General features: G+C 45.8%; 20 protein-coding genes. 3 read left to right on the top strand and 17 right to left on the bottom strand.

What is annotated here, in order from left to right:
- Positions 1 to 450: 450 nt before the first annotated feature.
- Genes CCY32_RS13545 through CCY32_RS17225 form a run of 3 tightly spaced genes read right to left on the bottom strand, consistent with a single transcriptional unit; the run spans position 451 to position 2,641 of the window.
- Entirely contained in the window at positions 451 to 828 is a 378-nt protein-coding gene (locus CCY32_RS13545; protein ID WP_088331594.1) for a hypothetical protein, read from the bottom strand.
- Positions 825 to 2,456, bottom strand: coding sequence for a S41 family peptidase (locus tag CCY32_RS13540; protein ID WP_088331592.1), 1,632 nt, complete (start codon positions 2,454 to 2,456; stop codon positions 825 to 827). Before CCY32_RS13540 ends, CCY32_RS13545 begins: the two co-directional genes overlap by 4 nt.
- Before the next feature lie 44 nt (positions 2,457 to 2,500).
- The gene (locus CCY32_RS17225) at positions 2,501 to 2,641 is read right to left on the bottom strand and encodes a hypothetical protein (protein ID WP_168171524.1); all 141 of its coding nucleotides are present in this window, start codon (positions 2,639 to 2,641) and stop codon (positions 2,501 to 2,503) included.
- A 369-nt stretch (positions 2,642 to 3,010) separates the two neighbouring features.
- Here CCY32_RS17225 and wecA point away from each other — a divergent pair, with 369 nt between their 5' ends.
- Positions 3,011 to 4,087, top strand: coding sequence for a UDP-N-acetylglucosamine--undecaprenyl-phosphate N-acetylglucosaminephosphotransferase (gene wecA / locus CCY32_RS13535; RefSeq protein WP_246840623.1), 1,077 nt, complete (start codon positions 3,011 to 3,013; stop codon positions 4,085 to 4,087).
- Here the strand turns inward: wecA and CCY32_RS13530 are convergent.
- The 14 genes from CCY32_RS13530 to CCY32_RS13465 form a co-directional block, all read right to left on the bottom strand.
- The gene (locus tag CCY32_RS13530; protein WP_088331588.1) at positions 4,084 to 4,806 is read right to left on the bottom strand and encodes a WecB/TagA/CpsF family glycosyltransferase; all 723 of its coding nucleotides are present in this window, start codon (positions 4,804 to 4,806) and stop codon (positions 4,084 to 4,086) included. The two genes, wecA and CCY32_RS13530, sit on opposite strands and share 4 nt — an antisense overlap.
- Positions 4,806 to 5,846, bottom strand: coding sequence for a glycosyltransferase family 4 protein (locus CCY32_RS13525; protein WP_088331586.1), 1,041 nt, complete (start codon positions 5,844 to 5,846; stop codon positions 4,806 to 4,808). The genes CCY32_RS13530 and CCY32_RS13525 overlap by 1 nt, the downstream gene beginning before the upstream one ends.
- The gene (locus tag CCY32_RS13520; protein ID WP_088331584.1) at positions 5,843 to 7,108 is read right to left on the bottom strand and encodes an O-antigen ligase family protein; all 1,266 of its coding nucleotides are present in this window, start codon (positions 7,106 to 7,108) and stop codon (positions 5,843 to 5,845) included. Before CCY32_RS13520 ends, CCY32_RS13525 begins: the two co-directional genes overlap by 4 nt.
- A gap of 11 nt (positions 7,109 to 7,119) precedes the next feature.
- Complete coding sequence (locus CCY32_RS13515; protein ID WP_088331582.1) at positions 7,120 to 8,058, bottom strand: Wzz/FepE/Etk N-terminal domain-containing protein; 939 nt, start codon at positions 8,056 to 8,058, stop codon at positions 7,120 to 7,122.
- Positions 8,059 to 8,192: 134 nt separating this feature from the next.
- Entirely contained in the window at positions 8,193 to 8,717 is a 525-nt protein-coding gene (locus tag CCY32_RS13510) for an acyltransferase (RefSeq protein ID WP_088331580.1), read from the bottom strand.
- 7 nt (positions 8,718 to 8,724) lie between these two features.
- Positions 8,725 to 9,594, bottom strand: a complete 870-nt coding sequence (locus tag CCY32_RS13505; protein WP_088331578.1) for a glycosyltransferase — start codon at positions 9,592 to 9,594, stop codon at positions 8,725 to 8,727.
- Between the two features lies 1 nt (position 9,595).
- Positions 9,596 to 10,666, bottom strand: coding sequence for a nitroreductase family protein (locus CCY32_RS13500; protein ID WP_088331576.1), 1,071 nt, complete (start codon positions 10,664 to 10,666; stop codon positions 9,596 to 9,598).
- Between the two features lie 18 nt (positions 10,667 to 10,684).
- Positions 10,685 to 11,998: a flippase gene (locus tag CCY32_RS13495; protein WP_088331574.1), complete on the bottom strand. Its 1,314-nt coding sequence runs from the start codon at positions 11,996 to 11,998 to the stop codon at positions 10,685 to 10,687.
- Positions 11,995 to 12,897 (bottom strand): glycosyltransferase, encoded by a 903-nt coding sequence (locus tag CCY32_RS13490; RefSeq protein WP_088331572.1) that lies wholly within the window; start codon positions 12,895 to 12,897, stop codon positions 11,995 to 11,997. Before CCY32_RS13490 ends, CCY32_RS13495 begins: the two co-directional genes overlap by 4 nt.
- Positions 12,894 to 14,036 (bottom strand): polysaccharide pyruvyl transferase family protein, encoded by a 1,143-nt coding sequence (locus tag CCY32_RS13485; RefSeq protein WP_088331570.1) that lies wholly within the window; start codon positions 14,034 to 14,036, stop codon positions 12,894 to 12,896. The genes CCY32_RS13490 and CCY32_RS13485 overlap by 4 nt, the downstream gene beginning before the upstream one ends.
- 76 nt (positions 14,037 to 14,112) lie before the next feature.
- Positions 14,113 to 15,336, bottom strand: coding sequence for a glycoside hydrolase family 88 protein (locus tag CCY32_RS13480; protein WP_088331568.1), 1,224 nt, complete (start codon positions 15,334 to 15,336; stop codon positions 14,113 to 14,115).
- Complete coding sequence (locus CCY32_RS13475) at positions 15,323 to 17,233, bottom strand: hypothetical protein (protein ID WP_141096234.1); 1,911 nt, start codon at positions 17,231 to 17,233, stop codon at positions 15,323 to 15,325. Before CCY32_RS13475 ends, CCY32_RS13480 begins: the two co-directional genes overlap by 14 nt.
- Before the next feature lie 126 nt (positions 17,234 to 17,359).
- The gene (locus tag CCY32_RS13470; RefSeq protein WP_088331564.1) at positions 17,360 to 17,704 is read right to left on the bottom strand and encodes a DUF2304 domain-containing protein; all 345 of its coding nucleotides are present in this window, start codon (positions 17,702 to 17,704) and stop codon (positions 17,360 to 17,362) included.
- Positions 17,704 to 18,417, bottom strand: coding sequence for a glycosyltransferase family 2 protein (locus tag CCY32_RS13465; protein WP_246840622.1), 714 nt, complete (start codon positions 18,415 to 18,417; stop codon positions 17,704 to 17,706). Before CCY32_RS13465 ends, CCY32_RS13470 begins: the two co-directional genes overlap by 1 nt.
- 233 nt (positions 18,418 to 18,650) lie before the next feature.
- On the opposite strand from CCY32_RS13465, the gene CCY32_RS13460 reads away from it, so the two are divergent.
- Both CCY32_RS13460 and CCY32_RS13455 read left to right on the top strand, forming a co-directional pair.
- A complete protein-coding gene (locus tag CCY32_RS13460) occupies positions 18,651 to 19,541 on the top strand; it encodes a capsular polysaccharide synthesis protein (protein ID WP_168171523.1) in 891 nt (296 codons plus the stop codon).
- A gap of 33 nt (positions 19,542 to 19,574) precedes the next feature.
- Entirely contained in the window at positions 19,575 to 20,189 is a 615-nt protein-coding gene (locus CCY32_RS13455) for a sulfotransferase (protein ID WP_088331560.1), read from the top strand.
- The last annotated feature ends 30 nt before the right edge of the window (positions 20,190 to 20,219 follow it).

The following is a 20,219-nucleotide window of genomic DNA, read 5'->3' as shown; positions in this document are numbered from 1 at the left end:
ATCGGGCATCCAGCGCCTTTGGGGCTGTCATGCTGAAGGGCTCTGGCACTGAAGAGCTCTGGATTCCCGCCTGCGCGGGAATGACAAACAAAGCAAACACATGCCAACAAGAGCAAGCAAAAGCTAACAAGAGCAAAAAAACAGTAAACCGTCATGCTCGAATGTTGTTATCGGGCATCCAGCGCCTTTTGGGCTGTCATGCTTAAGGGCTCCGGCGCTTAAGGACACTGGATTCCCGCCTGCGCGGGAATGACAAGCAAGAGCAAGCAAAAGCCAACAAGCGCAAACAAGAACAAGCAAGAGCCGTAAACCGTCATGCCCGAGTGGTGTTATCGGGCATCCAGCGCCTTTTGGAACTGTCATTCTTAAGGGCTCTGGATTCCCGCCTGCGCGGGAATGACAACCAAGAGCAAGCAAAAGCCAACCCTAAACCGTCATGCCCGAATGTTGTTATCGGGCATCCAGCGCCCTGCAGCTAACCTCTTGCAGGAGATACACCTCACCGGTTGTGCCGTGTATCAATTGGCACTGCTCGCCCTGAAGCCGCAAGTGAAACACCTCTGGCTTATTATTATGCCGCCCCATAATGGGGTTACCCCGGGCATCCCTGCCCGGGTTCTGCTCAATGTACAGGGTATCGGTGTCGGTCAGGGCATCATCGGCTAATCTCACCGGCGTACCGCCAATGGCCTGTTGTATAACCCGCTGTAACTCCGCTTTGGTCTGCGCGCCGGGATTCGTCAGTACCGCCGCAACGGGCTCATTGGCCTGGGTAAGCTGACAGCCACCAGCCAATAGTGACGCGGCTATTACCAGCTGCTTTTTCATGGCTGTGATTCCGGGTTGCGACCAAACTGTTGATACAGCTTATTTTCCAGTATCGTGGCTCGATAACGCGGATCCGGCCGTTTGATCTGCAAACCTTTACCTTCAGGTGCGGTTTTTTGACTGAATCGCTCTATGCCGCTGCTTTGCGGGCAGCTGCCACTGCTCATGTAATCCAGCGCGGCGCGCAGCTGCCCTTCCTGTGGATTGCCCAACGGCAGACTCAGATCATCTTCCACCATGCAACCCAGAACCTCGGCGGGGAACTGCGGTGAGGGCGTGGGCAAAAAGCCATCTGAATATTCACCGAAACCTTTGTCGTTTACGCCGGTAAACTGAATCGTAAAGTAGGTGGTACCGCAGTTATCAGTGGGATAGAAACCATAAGGCTTACCACAGGTTTGATCGCCAATCAGAATCACTTCCACATCAATACCACGCAAGCCATTAATAAACGCCTCGCTGGCAGAGCAGGTACCGTCTGTTGCCAGCACAAACACACGGTTCAAGGCCAGGGTTGGCAGGCTTTCGCTGGTTTCCACAAAACGATCGTAATCAATACGCTTATCTACAAATTCCAATGGCACCAGTGGATCACCGGTAACCGGGTCGCGACTCGGGTGTTTGTCATTGAATTGCATCTGCTCGAAGGTGCGCCCGGCGGTGTTGGCATCACCGGCAACCATATAGCCCAGCTGAGACGCCAGCACCAGAAGGCCGCCACCGTTATAACGTAAGTCCACCACCAGCTCTGTGGCATTCTCGTTGACGAACAGCTCAAAGGCATCAATTAACTGATCCTGTGCCAATGCAATATGGCTATTGAACTGCACATACCCTACCCGGCCCAAATCGGTTTCGATAACGGAGGCATTCTGAACCGGTGTAATCTGCACATCCGCCGATGCCATGGTTACGTCAATGCGCTCCCCTGCCACCGTTTCAAACACAAAGTCATGGCTTTCACCGGCAATTGAGGGGAACAGGCCATTATTAATGGTGTTCACGTCATTTTGAGTACCGCCATTGATAAAATCCACGCCATCCACTTCGACCACCTCATCACCGCGCACCAGGCCAGCTAAATCTGCGGGCGAACCAGGCTCAATAAAAGCGATCTCCAGTTTACGAGGGGGGGACAAGGCGCTGAACTTCCACTCTATGCCATATCCCGACTCGACACCGGACTGGGTGCGCTGTTTGTATTCCGCGGTATCCTGGTAAAAATGAAAATTATCCTTGAAGGCACCGGATGGGGTTCTGGCATCGGTTTTCAGCAGGTCAAAATACTCCTGCACGCCGTAACCTGCAGGATTAATGTCATCCAGCTCGTCATACCAAAGGTAGGTATTGTTGCTCCAGGAGCGCAGCCACAGCTTCTCATAGGTAGCACTACCGGCTTTATCCGGGTATGCACGGCCACTGTAGGGGTCAATGCCGCTACGAGGAGCAGCACAAAAGTCTTTCAGCTCCGACTCGGGCGCATAAACGCCGGCCTGCCACTGAGGGCCGGTGCCACCGGATGAGCCCGACGTGGGCGGGTTAAAATTACTCTGGCCTCCACCACCGCAGGCCGACAGACCCACTGCAGTCAGCAGTATCAGCCCGGTAAATTTAATATTGTTCAGCATAAAGACTCCTTAATTCCTTTTACTTTATCCAACGACATAGCGGATCAACCGATACCCGAAAAAGCGGAATCTAGCAGAAAGTCTATGGTCATCATAGCCTCAGCGGTGTTTCTGATATCAAAGGGGGTGTCACGATAAGTAAGCAGCTGAGAAAAGTTGATGTGAGCGCTGAAGTGGCTGCTCATGCCCCACCCTGACGACTTCTGGTGCAGGTAGCCACAGGGCTGAGATATAACGCTGGTACCTCACCATACGGCGGGCATAAGGTATACAATATCAAAACTATAATTGCACTTAATAACAAAAATTATCGAGAAAGTTGCACTAAAATCCTTCCCAGTAAGCCATAATGTTACCTGTTCCAGCGTCTGGGTAAGGAAGGCACTCAGTCTCTGCAAATTCAATACTATCGGAGAAGACTATGCGAGCACGGTTGATTAACCGCAATGCATCCCATAAAATTGCGCGGCCGACCGAGAGATCAGGCAGATGACGCATAAGCAGTCCGATACCGAATTTTTTCGACTCATTTTTTAATTTTTCAGAGTTTTATTGTGTTAACGACCTTATTAATCGTTGTTGTTGCTTTTACGGCGTCATTTCTTGCGGTTGTCACCTTTCGTCCCATGGCCATTGGCTTGGGTCTGGTAGACCGGCCGTGTTCCAGAAAACAGCACACAGGCAATGTGCCATTGGTGGGCGGCCTGGCAATATATACGGCTGTTTGCCTGTCCAGCTTTCTTTTTGTTCAATTTGACACTAACTACAAACTTTACCTCATTTCCACTGCCTTTATGGTGCTCATCGGTGCTCTGGACGATTTTCATGACCTGGACGCAGGCTTGCGTCTCATTGCGCAGTTCCTGATTGGTGCCTTGATGGTATTTGGTGCCGAGCTGTATATCAGCGATCTGGGCAACTTATTTGGAATGGGTACTGTAGAATTGGGACCTTTTGGGCCCCTATTCACACTGCTAGCCGTGGTAGCATCCATAAATGCCTTTAACATGACCGATGGCGTGGACGGCCTCGTTGGATCATTGAGCATTACCGCTTTTGTCGCGATCGGCGTGTTAGCCCTGCTCTCCGGCGGTGTATTATTTACAGAAGTGCCGGCGATGTTTTTTGGTGCCATCTTCGCGTTTATGTTTTTCAACCTTGGCCAGTTCAGAGGGGGAAAATATAAAGTCTTTATGGGAGATGCCGGCAGTATGCTGATTGGGCTCACCATGATTTGGCTGTTAGCCTATAGCTCTCAGGGTAGCGAAGCATTTATCCAACCGGTCACAGCATTGTGGGTCATCGCCATTCCGATTATGGATATGGTCTCAGTGATGTTACGCAGAATTCTGGCGGGCCTGTCACCACTGCAAGCCAGTCGGGATCATCTGCATCATATATTATTGTTCAATGGCTGCTCATCCCAAAAAACGACATTATACATTGCCACTCTCGCTGTTTTGTTCAGTATTGCAGGGCTATTAGGCCAGATATATGGCATATCTGAAAGCAAACGGCTGTTGGTCTTTGTCGTGCTATTCGTCATCTATAACGGTGTGATGATGCGTCAGGACACTAAAATGATGAATCACCTGAAAAGCAGGCCATTCAGGCTGAAGCCCAAAGACTAGAGCTGTCTGGTCAGCATCAGCCAGGTAAAGTGAATTAACCTTAACTGTCTGCGCCAGCGTGTGGGCTGCGACAATAATCGGTACAGCCACTCCAGCCCTAGGTTACAAAACAAGGCCGGCGCGCGGGTCACATGGCCCGTGTAAACATCGTAGGTGCCGCCCACTCCCATAAAAATTGCCTTGATACCGGCTTCGCGACACTTGAAAATAAAGCTTTCCTGTTTAGGTGAGCCCAGCGCCACCGTTACAATTTGGGCGCCACTTTGTTTTATGCGCTGTATCAGGTCTTGCTCATCGTCAAAATAACCATGTTGGGCATCCACAATCTTGGTGTGATACTCACGCCCCAGCTTTACTCTGGTTTCTTCCAGAACGTCAGGTTTCGCTCCCACCAGAAACACCCCTAAACCACGTTTGCCGGCTTCCTGCATCAAAGACTCCCACAGCTCGCAGCCGGGAATACGAGCGATCTTGATACCACTCTTACGCTCCACCGCTTTCACCACACCTATTCCATCGGCATAACAAATGTCATGAGGCTTCAACTCATGAACAAGCTGGCCTGTGTGTTTCTGGGTGATGATTTTTTCCGGATTAATTGAGACTAAAAATGGCCATTGGTCACTCTCAATCTCATCAAAAAGATACTTTAAAAGGGAGGGCTTATCTTTATAAAGACGAATAGGGAAATTGCCAATATCAACTATCATATTTTTCATTATAAGGTTTCAAAGAAAGTGAGTAGCTTTGCTGCAAGTTGGTCTTTGTTGAAAGCTGTTTGAGCGTAGCATTTACCAAAGTTTCCAAATCCTGTTTGGTTCTCAGAGCATTTAATCACCGCTTGCGCCAGCGAATGCGGCTCGACATTCTGAATAAGCACTCCCGCACTACCATCGGGAACGACATCTGGGATTGCTCTATATTTCGCCGCCACCACGGGTAATCCAATCGCCATAGCCTCTAAATACACCATACCGAAGGAATCATTCTGCGATGGGAGCACAAATATGTCATGCTCCTGAAACACTTTGGCTTTCTCCTGATAGTTCACCCAGCCCAAAAACCTCACCCGCTGGGCTATACCGAGATTCTCAACCAACTGTTTCAGTTCGTACTCCATGATCCCCGTCCCAGCAATACTCAGAGAGTAACAGTCTGGAAGCACTCGCATGGCTCTTATCGTTTCCTCAAAGCCCTTGCCCTTAACAAGCCTGGACATCGCCAACAACTTAATCTCTGTGTTTTCTTGTCGTTTTACTACAGCACTCTGAACCAGGGAAAGCAGTTCGGCGTCAAGTGGATTAGCTATGACCTCTATCTTCTTTGCGAACTTCGAAAAACGCTGTACCAATAGACGTTTCCACCATGGGGAGAGAACCACAATGCCATCCGCCAGGCGACATTGAGAAGCAATCAGGCACCTGCCAAAATAAAAGTCCAAATAGTCAGCTGTTACATCAGCATGAAAGTGAAACACGACCTTGGCGCCTTTCATTTTAGCAACTCCAGCCAAAAGCAGCTTTCGCAGCATTGACAGCCAGCGCCCACAATGAAGCCAGACCACATCATCTTTCTTAACTTCACATAACACGGTCTTAAAGGCCTTAAAAAAAGGGATGACCTTACCCCCCTCTTCGTCATGGGAGGAAATAAATTTCACTCCTTTGTCGAGTAACGGTTTTGCTGTTGCAAAACCTACAATCGCGGTACTGATGCCTCCTTTACCGCTTTGGACCTTGGTACCAATTGAATAGATCATAAATCCGGCTTCTTCTCTTTAAAGCTATCGGACACAAACAGAAGGCTATTTGCCACTGCCCAGGCGATGCTCAACATACCTGAGGTCCAGACGTGACCGGCAATAACCGCAAAACCAAATAAAGCAATATTTGCGAGTAAAATGGCAGGAGCAAAATAGTGAGTGTTAAGACGACGCAGCGGCAAAACTATGCTGGCGATTGAAAAGGCGATCAGAATCACCATGGCAGGAAATCCAAAGTACATGAAAATATCAATGGGATCGATTTCAGCCGCTTCCTTGTTGGCATGAGCCAACATATAGGCTCCACCATCGCCAATCAAAATCCGAGCAACGTTTCCAGTGTCAATTAATGATTGCCAGAAAAGCGCCAGAAATACGTCTCGTCCAGAAAGGATAAATTGCCAAATCCCTTTTTGACTGAAATTAGCTTGCAGTTGTTGAAATGCAGGTAAGCCCTCTATGAAAGAGGCTAGTTGTAGAGCTGTTAAAGATATCACCAATGTCAGTACACTAAATAATAGCAGTGACCTCGGTGAAAAGAGTGCCCCACGGAAATTAACCATTGGAGTCAGGATAATAACCAGAATTGCGAATAGGATTCCTGCCTTGGTAGCAATCCCAACTCCTAAAGCCAATATAAAACAAGAAAAAATCCCATAGCGAAGGATACCAGACTTGTTCCAAACCAAATGACACACTATTGCTGACAGCAACACAAAGACCGCGCTAACCTCATTTCCGGCATAAAAAAAACCTTTAAAGCCAACGCCTGTATTGGGATAAGTCGGAAACCCTAGACCTAAAAAACCCGCTAGCACATTCGCCGAAACCACTATAAAACCCCACTTCAAACTTCTCACAACCCAGCGTCTATAAAGAAGTGGTTCTTGCTTTATGCATTCCAGACAAAAGGCTATTACCACGAAAAACATGATAATCCGAATAGCAAAGGCCAGATCATATTGCATAACCCCCTCAGTGGGAGCGTTAAGCAGTCGCATTATGGGTCCCACGAGCAACAATATTAATCCGGCCAAAATCCAGCTGATGTAAAGACTTCGCCAACGGAGCAGGTTATATAAACCCAACGCAATAATGGCCAGCTTAAACACTTGCGATAGGCGCAAGTTGAGAGACAATTGCTGCATTAAGTAGCCATTGACCGTATCCACCATCAGATAACTGGCGATCATGAGCCACAACAACTGGCAAGCATCGGCTCGCCAGTTTAGCCACCCCGATTTTTCGTGCTGCGACATAGGTTAAGAGCTTAGCCCTTGGTTCGGGCTGCACGCCCAGATGTGTTATACATTACAACAAGTAAGGTACTAATAAAGCCAGCAAGAAAGGTGACAACAATCACGATAAGACTGCGTTTAGGAGCTGACTTGAGGAGGGTGACCTGAGGAGGGTTTACTACCGTGAAAGCATATTCGGGAGTTACTTCCGCTAGCATCTTAGTTTTCAGTTGCTCCTCTATCAATCCAAAAAACAGATCTCGGATGTTATCAATAGATTCATTCGCCAGTTCATTTTGAAGATATTCAATGCTTCTTTTAGCCTGCTCACGATCACGCTGACGCATCTCGAGGTTTAAGTCCTCCACTAATTTTGAAGTCCACTGTTGCGCTAGATAAGGCGAGTAGAACTCAATACCAACAGTAATCATGCCATTGGAGGGATCCCGGGACAGTGACATAATATTTTTAAATCGTTCATACAGCTCCCAATCAGAAGGTTCTTGTGTATAAGGAAACTCTACTGTACGGACAAACTGATCTGATAAGGGATTATAAATTTCTTCATCAAAAGTCAACCTATCTGATTCATGCAACCAGCCATTTGCAGCCACCAGAGCCGGCGCTATTTCGTGCCGATTAACGAAGTCGCTCAAAAACTTACGTGACTTCAACACTTCCAGGGCGATATCTGTTTTATTTCCATTACCACCACCAATATCAATGCCAGCCAATGACGCTAAACCACCGAGCTGGCCCGACACCCCAGAGATGCCTTTCTCCTCTTTGGGCGCAAGGATAGCTTCAGAAGTGTACATGTTTGGCATCTGTAGAGCAGCATAAATACTTCCGAGCCCTGCACAAAAAGTGGCAGCAATGATTAACCATTTACCGCACCACGCCGCCTTTAATAAGCCTGCTAATGTCAGAGGGTCTTGAAATCTTTCTTGTATTTGGTGTGATTCAATCAACTCAACGTCCCTTTCTCAAAGCATTTTTATATTCATTTTCAAAGAAGATAATTTATGCACTTATAGCTTTTAAGTTATCTCCAAATGTGCAATCTACGCTTTAGACCGTCGCAGAAGCCGCACTTTTATACGGTTTAATCATTTTGCCTAGATTTTACCTGTTTTGCCGGGTTTCCTGCCATGATTGCGTATTCAGGGACATCTTTGGTGACAATCGCACCTGCGGCCAAAATCGCGCCTTGACCAACCTTCACTCCCGGCATAATCATTACACGCTGGCCAATCCAAACATCATCGTCTATCACTACCGGGCATGCTTCCGTTGTCCCTTGGAACATCATAGGCTTTGTCGTATCACTGTAATAATGCCCTTTAGAAAAGATCACCACATCGGGCCCCATCATGACGTAGCGACCAATGATAGTGTCGTTTGCTACACGACAGTTGGTACCAATACCAGAGAAGTCACCAATGCGAAGTGAACGCGGATTTCCAATATGTGCTCTTCTATTAATGTTCACATGGCTGCCACACTCACCTGCTAACCGCTTAATACAAGTGAACCTTAAAAAACGCCCCAGTTTTCCAACAACAGGCAACTCATTTGCCGGCAAAAATTGTGCAAACGCATAGTAGAAGAACAAAATAATCAGTCGCACAAGCTTTCTACGTCCATTTCAACTGATAGAGTCTATAAATCCACTTATAACGTGAAGCAACCCAATACCTAAAGAACAATTTATGATGGTCGGTTTTAAAAGACCGTAAAAGTATACTTGTAGGTAACGGCTTCCCTTCTGCTTTCTTCAATGCCAATGTTTGACACAGTTGATTTTCTTTAGACGATATTTTGGCGAATTTTTGAATAATTTTTGCATGGCCAGCTATTTTACTTGGGGACGTGGAAATGCGTTCCATCTCGTGACCTGAATGCACAAGATAAGTAGCTGCTTCAAGGCAAAAACCAACACCAAATCTTTCACTTAATCTTATCCACGTATCCCAATCCTGACAAGCGGGCATACACTCATCAAACCCATCGATGTCTCGGAGTCTCTCGGTTTTAACAAAAACCTGATTTCCTACATAGTTAGCACTGAGCAAAGTATTTAAATCGATTTCACGTACAGGGGACCTCATGACTTTTTTTCGCACGCCAAAGTCCCAGATTATCGGTGCAAATAAAAAGGCATAATCGTCATTAATGTTCTCGACAAAATACTCTAACCGGGTAGGTAAGAATTCGTCATCATCATCAATTCCAGTTATGTATTGCCCCCGGGCGGCCTCTATTGCCAGATTGCGGGCTGCGCAAGCTCCGCGTGGGTTCTCGTGTCGAAAAAAACGAAACCGCTTATCCTTCTCACTTAATGCTTGAAGGTAATCTGCGGTTTTATCGCTGGAGCCGTCATCAACAATGATTGCTTCAAAATCGGTAAAGGTCTGAGACTGAATAGACGCCACTGCCCGCTGCAATAAAGCAAGACGATTATGGGTTGGCATGTACACTGTAATTAGAGGTGCTGTATTACTCATCTCAATCAATATCCTGACGCAGGGAGCTGGTGTTCTTTTTTTGCGAAAACGGGATCATTCCCTCTTCTTGGGCATAACCGACGGCAATCAGCATCACGACCCGCTGCTCAAAAACTAAGTTAAGACGCTTGCTAATAAGCTGTTCACGCATTTCAATGTCTGGCCAATTCAAAGGGCAGGATGCTAACCCCATTGTTTCCAGCGCTAACATAAACTGCATTGACGCCAGTGCACCATCAATATAAATAAGATGACGATCTTTCTCATAAGGATATGCACTTAAGTCACCGACTACAGCAACAATGCAGGGGATATTGTGGGCGAATCCGCCGGTACCCACAGCAAACCCAGCGACTTCCCTTGCCTTTTCAGGGTCATTAGCAATAAAAAAGCTAAATGGCTGCCTATTACAGGCGCTGGGTGCAAGAGACGCCATTTCGATCGCCGTATCAAGCTTTTCATTTTCTACTGGCTGGGGTTTAAACCAACGCGTCGAACGACGCTGCATAAACAGTGCTTTCAAATCATCTGTACTTATTTCGGAGCGCATTCGATGCGCATCTTTATAGGGCACAAAATTGTTTTGGGCTACCTTGCCTGTATTTCGAAAAACAACTTCAGCCTGCTCTATTTTGGGTGTTAAGGTGACTGTTGAAAAGTACGCCCCGAGGACATCAGTCGCCCATTTTAATTCGTCTTTACAAACCTGCTCTGAACAGGCAATTTCAGCGAAAGCTTGTACCGTTTCCTGAATATATTGCTCGGCAAAGACTGGTTTACGAGGCTGCATAATCAGGCCTTTTTCCAGCCGATGCGTGTTACGCCTGAGTAAAGCGCTGCTCTTTGCGGTATATAACTGTTTGCGGTGCTGCTCTTCGTATTTCACCCTTCCTTTCAAAACTGAGAACTGCTCACGCCTGAACTGAGAGGAAAATAGAGCGTAATAGCAGGTGCTGAGAAGCGGTGTCAGACAGAAAAAACGCAGAAAGGCTAAGGACAAGGATGCCTGAGCAGCTCTAAGCCAACGCTTTACTCTAACTGGCACTATTTTACGTAAAAGACCCTTTAGCATACTAAAAACCTAGGTTGGCTAACGCCCCAATTTAACAAGCCGCAATGGCAGTAAAAAAGAACGTGTCATTATATAAGCGAAGGGCCGGGTTTGCGATGAGAAAAACAAGGCCCCGTAAGATGCCGAAGCATAGGAGAGTAAGGTGGCCCAAGCCGCACCAATAGCACCATATTGGGGAATTAACCACAAGTTCAATGCAACATTAACAACAGCTCCCATCCCCTGGCTGACCAATGAAAATTTAAATAACTCTTCAGCAATTAACCATTTACTCAGCAGGGCTCGCATGAAAATAAACAAGCCTGCAAAAATATGTACTTCTAGAATTTGGGCAGATTCAGTAAAGTCTTCGCCAAACAACAACACAATAAAGAACTCTGCCAACAAAACCACCGGTAAAATGATGGATAATGACAATACGAATAAGCCATCGCATAGCTTTTGTAGCTTATTTTGATATTGCTGGTAACTGCTCAACCGAACTTTCAATAGCAGGGGGAAAAACGAGGAAACCAATGCGGCAGGTATAAAATACCAAATTTCAGAAACCCTGCTTGCTACTGCGTATAAGCCCGTGGCCTGGTCACCAATCAGCTGATTTAGCATTACCATGTCAATGCGCAAGTATATAATGGCAGCGAAGCCAGAAAAGATTAGCCAATAAGAACGTTTCAGCAAACTACCTGCTGTATTAAAATCAATCTGCCAATCAAGTAGCTTTTGTCCTTTGATTGAATAAGTAAGCACATACATAAGCCCTACAAGCACCTGTTCCATAGCATAAAGCCATATGAAGAGCCCCAGGCTTGCATCCAGCAGAACTGCACCTACACGGAGGCCAAATAAAGTTACAATGGCCGCAAGACGAGAAAAAACCGAATATTTCACTTCAACGCGAGACTGGAACCAGAAATCGATTACAGAGAAGGCATTGAAAAGCTGCGAAACAGCCAATAGTGATAGCCAGACCACTTCATCACCGTCCTGCCATTGCGCATAAACGCACAGGCATAACAACCCGATTACACCGCCTAACATGCGAGCAATAAAAGAGGCACCCAGAAGCCGATGCTCTTTCTCGGGATGATTTATCAGCTCCCGGGTTATCAGAGAGCTTAATCCCATTGCACCAATTGGGCCTATCAAAGCGACGAGAGACAACAGATAACTGTACTTACCTAGTTGTTCAACGCCGAGGTGGCGGGCAAGTAAGATACTGAGCACCAGCCCCAATGGCATCGTCAGGGCTTTTTCCAGCATCAGCCAGGAGCTGTTTGAAAACGCCTTGCTTACATCTCCTGAACCTTTCAGCTTATTAATTATGGTTTTCAAAACCTTTCGTCCGTTGTAATCAGCCTTAACTTGTACAACAAGCGATAAGTTGTTTGGTAATATTTAAGAAATGTCATTAATAGAAACAGGTTGATTTTCATCAACACGCTGACTTGAGATCCAAAACGTTTCATTGCGGGAATGGCTCTAAGCGGTGGCAGACATCCACGGAGGATCCCTTGAAGCGTAAAGAGCTTTTCACATTGATGTAGCCGATTTTTCTGACGATAGGCTCCACCAACAGTTCTTCGTATTTTCTTTAAGAGCTGACTTATCGAGCTTCTGGCGGGGTGTCTGACAATCACATCATCAGCATAAAGCAGTTTCAAGCCCCTTTGGCTCAAGCGATTTCCCCACTCCAGATCCCCTCCTGAGAAGAGCTCATCATTAAACCTACCATTTTTTTCTATTACTTCAGTGGTGGTGAAAACATTTGCCGTGACAGCAAAGTGGCTTTTCTCAACATACTCTTGTTGTGGAAATCCTCTAAGCTGCTCATAGAGTTCAGCTATATTTGGCCTTTCCGGTTGCAACGGAAAAACGTCAACCCTACCACCTAGCGTAAGTAACGGTTGTTTCTCGAGCAGAGCTACAGCTGCTGAAACCCAGTTCACATCAGGTATACAATCAGAATCGGTGAAGCCAACGAAGCAGGATTTATCTCTGATTTCACGTAAAGCTTTGTTGCGAGCGGAATAAGAGCCAGGCTTAGATTCAAATTGATACTCACAAAACTCAAAGTCCCGCACAACCGACTCAATATTCTCGCTCGAATTATTATCTACAACTATCACGCGAATAGCTTCCAGCGGATAGGTTTGAGCAGAAATCGCGCGCAAGCATTTACGTAAACGCTCACTATCATTATGAGTCGGAATGATGATTACGACGTCTTTCATGAACTCAAAATGCCTTGCACTTGATCCCACATTTTTTGAGTACGTGACTTTTCCTGACTAGCATGCTCAGACACGATCTGACAAACCTGACTATATAAATCAGAATCAGTGGACAAGGCCAGCATTGCGTCGATGGCCTTTTGAGTATCAGTAGTCTCGTCAAAGAGGTAGTGCTGCATCTGATAGTCAGACAATAACATTTTATACTTATGACTCCATCCTGTTGCCAAAACGGGAACCCCTTGAGACAACGCGCTAACCAAACCATGGAAGCGGGAGCTGACCACCAGCCTTGTCAATCCAATAATAGCTTTAACATCGGCCGCATTATCTGGATGAATAACAGGTACGCTTACACCTGCTTGCTGCATGATTCTATGCCCTAACTGGCGGTCTTTTTCACCTTCGTGGATCAGCAAAAAGGGCTTTAGATCATTGGCTACGGCGCTTTTCAGCATCGCCGCCATAAAATCCTGATATGGGTTACCGGCACCATGTTCCTTCATTTGAACCATCTTGGCATTGGGTATGAAGCAAATTTGCTGTTTATCTTTATCAAAGTCTCCCGCATAAGCTGCTTGAAATAAATTAGTGAAGTCCGGGGCAAGATACACGTTATTGGCATCTTGAATCGCTTTAACATGGTCTAGAGATTCCTGATCCCTGGCAAAAATAATATCTGCTGTATCAATAACCTTAGCCATCGCCAATTGCATTTCAGGCTGGGTAAAAGGTCCAAGTGCCTGGGGAAGTAAAATGACCTTACGATTCTTACGACGTCTTTTAAAATCGGCAATATTATCAGCCAAGCGTTTACGTAGTTTTTCAGCTCCCCACTGATCACCATATGCAAACCCAGACGCGTCAATAATGATATCAATCTCAGATGGCATAATCAGACCGAGGTGCTGTCGGATTTTCTTAGGCATTAAATACAATATTGACAGCCAGTTGACGCCAAAGCGATGCCATAAACCCAGTTGCCAGGTACCATACTTGGCTCTTTCGTTATAGGGCGTGCTTGGCGGTAATACCACTCGAACCCCACCCAGCCTGCTATTCAAGGCCTGGATCAATGCTATTAGCATGAGCTCAGCGCCCTTATTGGGAAAGCCAATGCCCCTAACTTCAATATTCATCTATAAACTTGTCCGTTATTACTTCTGAGATTAGGCTTTAACAAACTTTATCAGCCTCTAGGTGTGTTAACTCAGGTTAAAGAGGCTCCGTGATAGCCTCTGTTTGTAACAAAATCGCTTCTATAAGGTAGTAGTCGGCATACACCAACCCCGTTTCAATCTCTAAACCATGGGGAACACTACCACTGGCCCGTCTTAGCAGGTTATGTTGAGCGGGATCCGCGGAAGTATATTCGTCGTTTAATAAGTTGTCGACCAGGGATAACGACTGATTCCGGTATGAGTTGCCACCCTCTCCAATTTGCTCTGCGAGCAGCCACAGTCCAACAGCTGCAATCACTGAAGCTGAAGAATCTTTATATGCCTGCTCCGCTGGTGTGTGAAAATCCCACCATGGTACGCCATCCGCTGGCAAATGAGAGATGAAAAAGTCGGCAGCATCCCTGGCTGTTTCTAGTGCTGATGGGCTACCGGTGTAGCGTGCTGCCATCGCAAAACCATAAATGGCCCATGCCTGCCCCCGAGACCACACTGAATTATCACTATATCCCTGATGAGTACGTTTTTTAATTACAGCCCCGGTTTCTGAATCGAACTCGACCACATGATAGGTGCCACCATCTTCTCGAATAAAGTGTCGTTGAGTAGTCAACATATGTTCATAGGCCGCTTGGTAGAAAGCATCGTTAGAAAAACGTTCAGCTGCTTTGAATAACAAGGCAAGGTTCATCATGTTGTCGATGATTACGGTATAGTTATTACCACTATCCCAGGAGCGAATGGCGCCTACTTTTGGAGAGTACCTTCTCTGGAGGTTTTCTGCTGCACGCCGCAATACAGGCTCATACTCAAGAGACTGTGTCATTCTTAATGCTTTGCCAAAGCTCGAATCAACTAAAAAGCCAATATCATGAGAGGGCCAGCTCGCGGCTCTTGCCAGCGGGCTTGTCCATTTTTGTGCCAAGTTAATTAATTCTTCATTTTGGCTGTGGTGCGCGAGTTGCCATAAGCTTCCGGTAAAAAATCCACTTGTCCAACTCATAGAGTCTGGCTGCCACACCCCTTGATTATCTATACTGCGAAAAAATCCTTCTTCTGGCTCGCTCACCGCCGCCCTTGTGTATTTTTCCACAGCAATATCCAGTAGCTCCTCACGACTTATGCTAGGTGACTGGGGGCCAGAAGCTTCTGTAAAGTGAGTTGCCAACGATAGCTTAGCTTCACCTCCCCCTCCACACGCCTGAATGGTGAGTAAAAAGGCTACAGCAATGATCAGGGATAAAGGTTTAAATATCATCATCACAGTTCAATTTCTCCCCTCGTGATATCTTTGTAAGGGCCACCTCACCCTGTTGATCTGCATCTCTTATGGTCAGGGGAAGCCTATACCAGGTGCCAGAACCATCAACCATCATTAGTGGGGCTGAGGGCATGTTAGAGTTAAAAGACACGGGAATGAATTGATAAGGGTTGGCTGCTGCAGCGATACCTATCATTCCGTCAGCAGGAGCCTCTTTAATGCTTCTGGCATAATTCATTTCGCATAATGAAGTAAGGTAGTGGTTTTCACCCACTACACTCTGACCGGCACCATAATACTCTACCTCCGAGGCGCCGGCGCTAACCTTTACGCTCGCAGGCACGCCACCCGCCATCGCGTTGCCATTTCCCGGACGCGTTCCCGGGAAAAAAACCTGATACTCTTGCAAATCGCTCCTGAATAAAAACCCTGTTGAGTAATTATGGTCAACATGATCAGTAACGGTTTGGTGTTGCCACTCTCTTTGTGAGCGGTAACTCAGCATTAATCGATGGCCTTCGCTTAAGGTAGGCTCATGCTGGGCAGCTCCGCTAGTTAGTGTGAAGAGAGCCGCAGGATTCATTGCACTGCCCTCTCCGGTGAGGTGCAGATCTTTTAAATATATACGTTGTTTAACCTTATCCTTAAAATCATATTCCAAAGCGGCTACAAGCTTTAACTCGCTCGGTGAAGTTAGGGGTAAGAGTTCCTGAGCAGAGAGAGGCTCGCCAGTGTCAGGGTGGAAGTATTGCCAGCTTTCTCCAGCATCATTTGAAAACAAATAGTACAAGTTAGTTCGCTGACTAACCTCCCCTTCGGGGTGGTAGTTGAACACCAAGCCAATATCGCGCCGATTTTCACCAACTCTGGCCATAAAATAATGCCCTTGATAGGCTGCCAATGGCACCGGGTCAATGATCGTTGCTTTGTCATCTCCATTTGGATCAAAAGCAATTTTGGCACTCCAGATTTGTCGAGTTGTTTTAGCACATTGATTCTTGTGGTTCCCATTACAATACAGCGTAAATACCAGTCTAAGCCCTTCTGTTGTGTTTAATAAATGTGGGTAGCTCACGGGTGTAAAAGGAGGCGCAATCAATCCACTAGGAGCATAGCCTCTATAGTCGAGGTTATCAGGACTGATATCTCTGATAATCAATTCGTCAGCAGCAAAACGAGAATGCTGATCTGGTGATTCAATAAAAAACATCAGGCTGCTTCTACGGACTTCCCTGCCTGCAATCAATACATAAAGATTGCCATCATTATCAAAGTTGAGTACGGCGTTATCATGGGGGTCGTCTGTATGCTTGGCATGTAAAAGTAAAGGTTTTGACACTTTTTTAGACGCATGGTTGTACCTGGCAAGAAAAGTTCCTACTGCGTTCGTGCGTCCATCTTCCCGTTGAAACAAAGGGCTTGAAACTCTATCTCCGCCCCCGGAAGAATGCAGAACCTGCTTACCATCATCGGTTATCACAGGGCCGGTGAAAACAAAATAGGTATATCGCTCAGAGGCCACAGCTGTCGGATAATGCTTGGCTGAATAAGTTGCTACCGGTCCGCTGTAATGAGATAGCGTTACGCTAGTCCCGACCTGGGGATCTAAAGTGAAACTATATTCCCTTGTTGAGCCCAGCCCAAAGACATGCCCGATAAAACCGGGAGATTCACTGTACTTGGTGACAACAGACTCGGATGAAGCACAGCTGACAGAGTTTAAACAGTCGCCCGAGCTATTGCGCAATAACGGATGGGTATTGGTGCTCTCAGCCGTTGGATCAGCGACTACATCACTTTCATAAGAAGTGGGCTGCGAGCTACCGGAACTTCCTCCACCACAGGCAGAGACAAGCAGAATGGTTGTAAAACAACAGTAAAACCTGAGCCAAGCCATAAGCTTTATGACTCAATATGAAGTGAATAGATATTCCCTGTTAAGCAGGATTTCATTCCTAGTTCCGTAACATTCAACATGTACAAGTCGTTGTACTATCGAATATCAGTAAGTTAATTACAACCTCTACTTGCTCTTATCATGCAAGTCAGCCTCAAGCATCGCCATTCGCTGAACCAGACGGTTAATGGTCACTTGCATTCGAGCTCGTTCAATATCTGCAATCAGTAGCTTAATAAGAATCAACCCCATTCCCAAAAGGACCGGTATGATAGGTGGATAACTGATACCCAGACTTGAACCGATAATATCGTTAATTTGCGGAAAAAATCCGTAGAGTAAGATAGCAATGGAAATAAGAATCCATTTAAGACCATCCCGAGTGATTAGGTGATCTCGCCGCACCATCCAGATAATGGTAATACTGATTATGGCCGCAATAATGGAGGATATAATTTGAGGTGTACTCATTAGCTTCCCTGTTTCAAACGACGAATATAGCGAGTAGAACGCTCAGGCAAAGCCTTTACTAAGCATAGAAATAGTGTGACCATCATGTAATACGTAACCTTCCCCCAAGACGAAAAAACCCGGGAAATACCATTTGTACGCCTGCACATGCTGACCGTTACTTCATGCATTTTCAAACCTGCAGAGCGCAGCATCAACAAAACCCCCATATCCTGAAATTCAAGTAAGGAAGCCTGACGACTGGTCAAAACTAAAAGTGCATTCTTGTTGTATAAACGAAAACCAGAGGTTAAATCGGCAATATTAACGCCTGTAAGACGCTTAAACAGACTCCATGCAATCCGACGAGAGAGAGAGCCACGAGAAACGCAAGCACCAATGATAACATCCACTTCATTCTCTTCTTGGGCTTCCAGCAGTGCAGGTATATCCTCAGCGCGATGTTGGCCATCTGCATCCATGGTAATAACCTGTTGTGCACCTAATCTGGCTGCGTAACGTAACCCCGCCTGGGTGGCCAACCATGCACCAATGGATTGCACCATCGGCAGCACTAGTCCGCCGGCTTCTTCGGCTTTGGCTACAGTACTGTCACTGCTCCCATCATCCACCACAATAACAGTGCACGGCACACTCTGCCTAACACTTGTCACCACTGCGCCAATGGTTAAAGCCTCGTTTTTTGCGGGGATAACAACGAATAAAATGATCACGCTCCTCAGTTCAGAGCGGGATTATAAGGGCTAAACAGCCAGAATGGTAGAGCGTTCAAACCTTCAGATATTCTTTAAGGTAATCTTTGTTCGAAAGACCGCATTCAATGTTAAAACTGAACTATATGTGTGCTGTAATACAGAAAATGCTAGAGACAGCCATACTCAACAAAGATCAGCAATTGTATGTCCACCCATTAATATGGTCGGTGTCCAGAAGAGGAGTGAACGCAGTGTCAAAATGGATCTTGCCCGATGTGCTGAAAGACCAAACCGTAGACTTTAGTGATAATACGATATGGTTCTTTTGGGACGAAGGACTTCAAAATGCTCCCGATCTTATAAAGATCAGCTATGACAACTGGAAAACCATGAATCCAGACCGTCACTTAATTTTATTGACTCGTGATAATATTGAACAGCAAATAGGACTTAACATAGAAAGTTTTTTTAACCCTGCATCGGCCCAATTGGGTATGGCAGGTAAGACAGATTTATTACGTTTATACCTGCTCTATCATTGGGGTGGGGTTTGGGTAGACGCCACCACGTTTTGCCTTAAGCCACTAAGTCAATGGCTCACTCCGCAGTCTAAAAACTTATTTTTTTCCTTCGCACAACCACCAAGTAGCCCTGACCGACAGCTAGTCTCGTGGTTTTTAGCTGCTCCGCCTAAAAACCCTGTAGTAGAGCAACTGTTGTCAGAAGCTTATTCCTATATCTTTAAGGAGAGAGAACAAAATATAGCAATAGGTCCAATCACTACAGCCGATGCAGACAACTTTCCTGAGCTGGTCTCGAGAGAAGGAACAGGATTCCAGTACCTAAATATACAGGAGAGCCGTGGAACGGTCCCTTATTTTTGGTTGTTTTATCTATTCAATGAAGTAGTTAAGAACTCTTCACTAAAACATAGCCTGCACAATGAAAACACGATGACTGAAAAGTACTCACAACCTAGCTCTAGCTTTAACGATTTTTTGAAGTCATACGTCTCAAAGCAAACTTATCGTGATAACCTCACGATTTATAGGGACAGATTAATTTACCTTAAAGAGAATAGAATGATCAGTGAGGCTAGCCGAGCTATCGTTAATAAAGCGTTAAAACATATTGATAATTAGATGCATTTAAAAATTACTATGGATTTAAATTAGATGAACTATCTATGTACTGGTTGGAATCGAACGGGAACAACAAGCGTTGGTAGCCTGTTAAAAAAATTAGGCAGCAAGCATGAGAGCTTCACTGAAGAGCTCTTTGGCTTATTAATAGATGGGAATATAGGGAGACTACTAGAGATAGCATCTAATATTGACTCCGCTGATGATTTTCCATTCAACCTTTTATACCGAGAAATTAAAAGTACCAATCAGGACTTAAAAGTAGTTCATACCTATGTTTCAGACCCGGAAACTTGGATAAAAAGACAAAAGACACTGGCCCTTAGAGCGCCAACAAAACGCTTAAAAGTGTGCAATTTTTTCCTCTACGGTAAATCATCTCCCTTCCTAAATGAACAAGCTTTCATTGAAAGGTACATGGCTCACAATGATGAAGTCCGTAGCTTTTTTAAAGAAGACCCCAACTTTATCGCCGTAGATCTTACTGAAAGTAAAGACAGGGAAGACCTTTTCAAATGGATAGAAGGAGAGCTAAATCAAAACATAGAGCGTGGTAGTCATCACAAGCAAAATGTCACTAAAAAGGCTTTCCTTAGTTATAGCGAAGCCCAACTTCAACAAATCAAATTTAATATAACAGTGAGTTGAAAAACATGAGATTCCCAACTCACGACGCTA

The organism is Lacimicrobium sp. SS2-24 (assembly GCF_002201535.1).
Lineage (GTDB): Bacteria > Pseudomonadota > Gammaproteobacteria > Enterobacterales > Alteromonadaceae > Lacimicrobium.
This window is presented reverse-complemented; position numbering and strand designations above follow the sequence as displayed.

Coding starts and splice junctions, on each gene's coding strand:
- CCY32_RS13520 (WP_088331584.1), bottom strand. CDS start 7,108: ATGTCGCAGCACGAAAAATCGGGGTGGCTAAACTGGCGAGCCGATGCT.
- CCY32_RS13500 (WP_088331576.1), bottom strand. CDS start 10,666: ATGCTAAAGGGTCTTTTACGTAAAATAGTGCCAGTTAGAGTAAAGCGT.
- CCY32_RS13525 (WP_088331586.1), bottom strand. CDS start 5,846: ATGATCTATTCAATTGGTACCAAGGTCCAAAGCGGTAAAGGAGGCATC.
- CCY32_RS13475 (WP_141096234.1), bottom strand. CDS start 17,233: ATGGCTTGGCTCAGGTTTTACTGTTGTTTTACAACCATTCTGCTTGTC.
- CCY32_RS13530 (WP_088331588.1), bottom strand. CDS start 4,806: ATGAAAAATATGATAGTTGATATTGGCAATTTCCCTATTCGTCTTTAT.
- CCY32_RS13470 (WP_088331564.1), bottom strand. CDS start 17,704: ATGAGTACACCTCAAATTATATCCTCCATTATTGCGGCCATAATCAGT.
- CCY32_RS13545 (WP_088331594.1), bottom strand. CDS start 828: ATGAAAAAGCAGCTGGTAATAGCCGCGTCACTATTGGCTGGTGGCTGT.
- CCY32_RS17225 (WP_168171524.1), bottom strand. CDS start 2,641: ATGAGCAGCCACTTCAGCGCTCACATCAACTTTTCTCAGCTGCTTACT.
- CCY32_RS13505 (WP_088331578.1), bottom strand. CDS start 9,594: ATGAGTAATACAGCACCTCTAATTACAGTGTACATGCCAACCCATAAT.
- CCY32_RS13485 (WP_088331570.1), bottom strand. CDS start 14,036: ATGAATATTGAAGTTAGGGGCATTGGCTTTCCCAATAAGGGCGCTGAG.
- CCY32_RS13455 (WP_088331560.1), top strand. CDS start 19,575: ATGAACTATCTATGTACTGGTTGGAATCGAACGGGAACAACAAGCGTT.
- CCY32_RS13490 (WP_088331572.1), bottom strand. CDS start 12,897: ATGAAAGACGTCGTAATCATCATTCCGACTCATAATGATAGTGAGCGT.
- CCY32_RS13480 (WP_088331568.1), bottom strand. CDS start 15,336: ATGATGATATTTAAACCTTTATCCCTGATCATTGCTGTAGCCTTTTTA.
- CCY32_RS13540 (WP_088331592.1), bottom strand. CDS start 2,456: ATGCTGAACAATATTAAATTTACCGGGCTGATACTGCTGACTGCAGTG.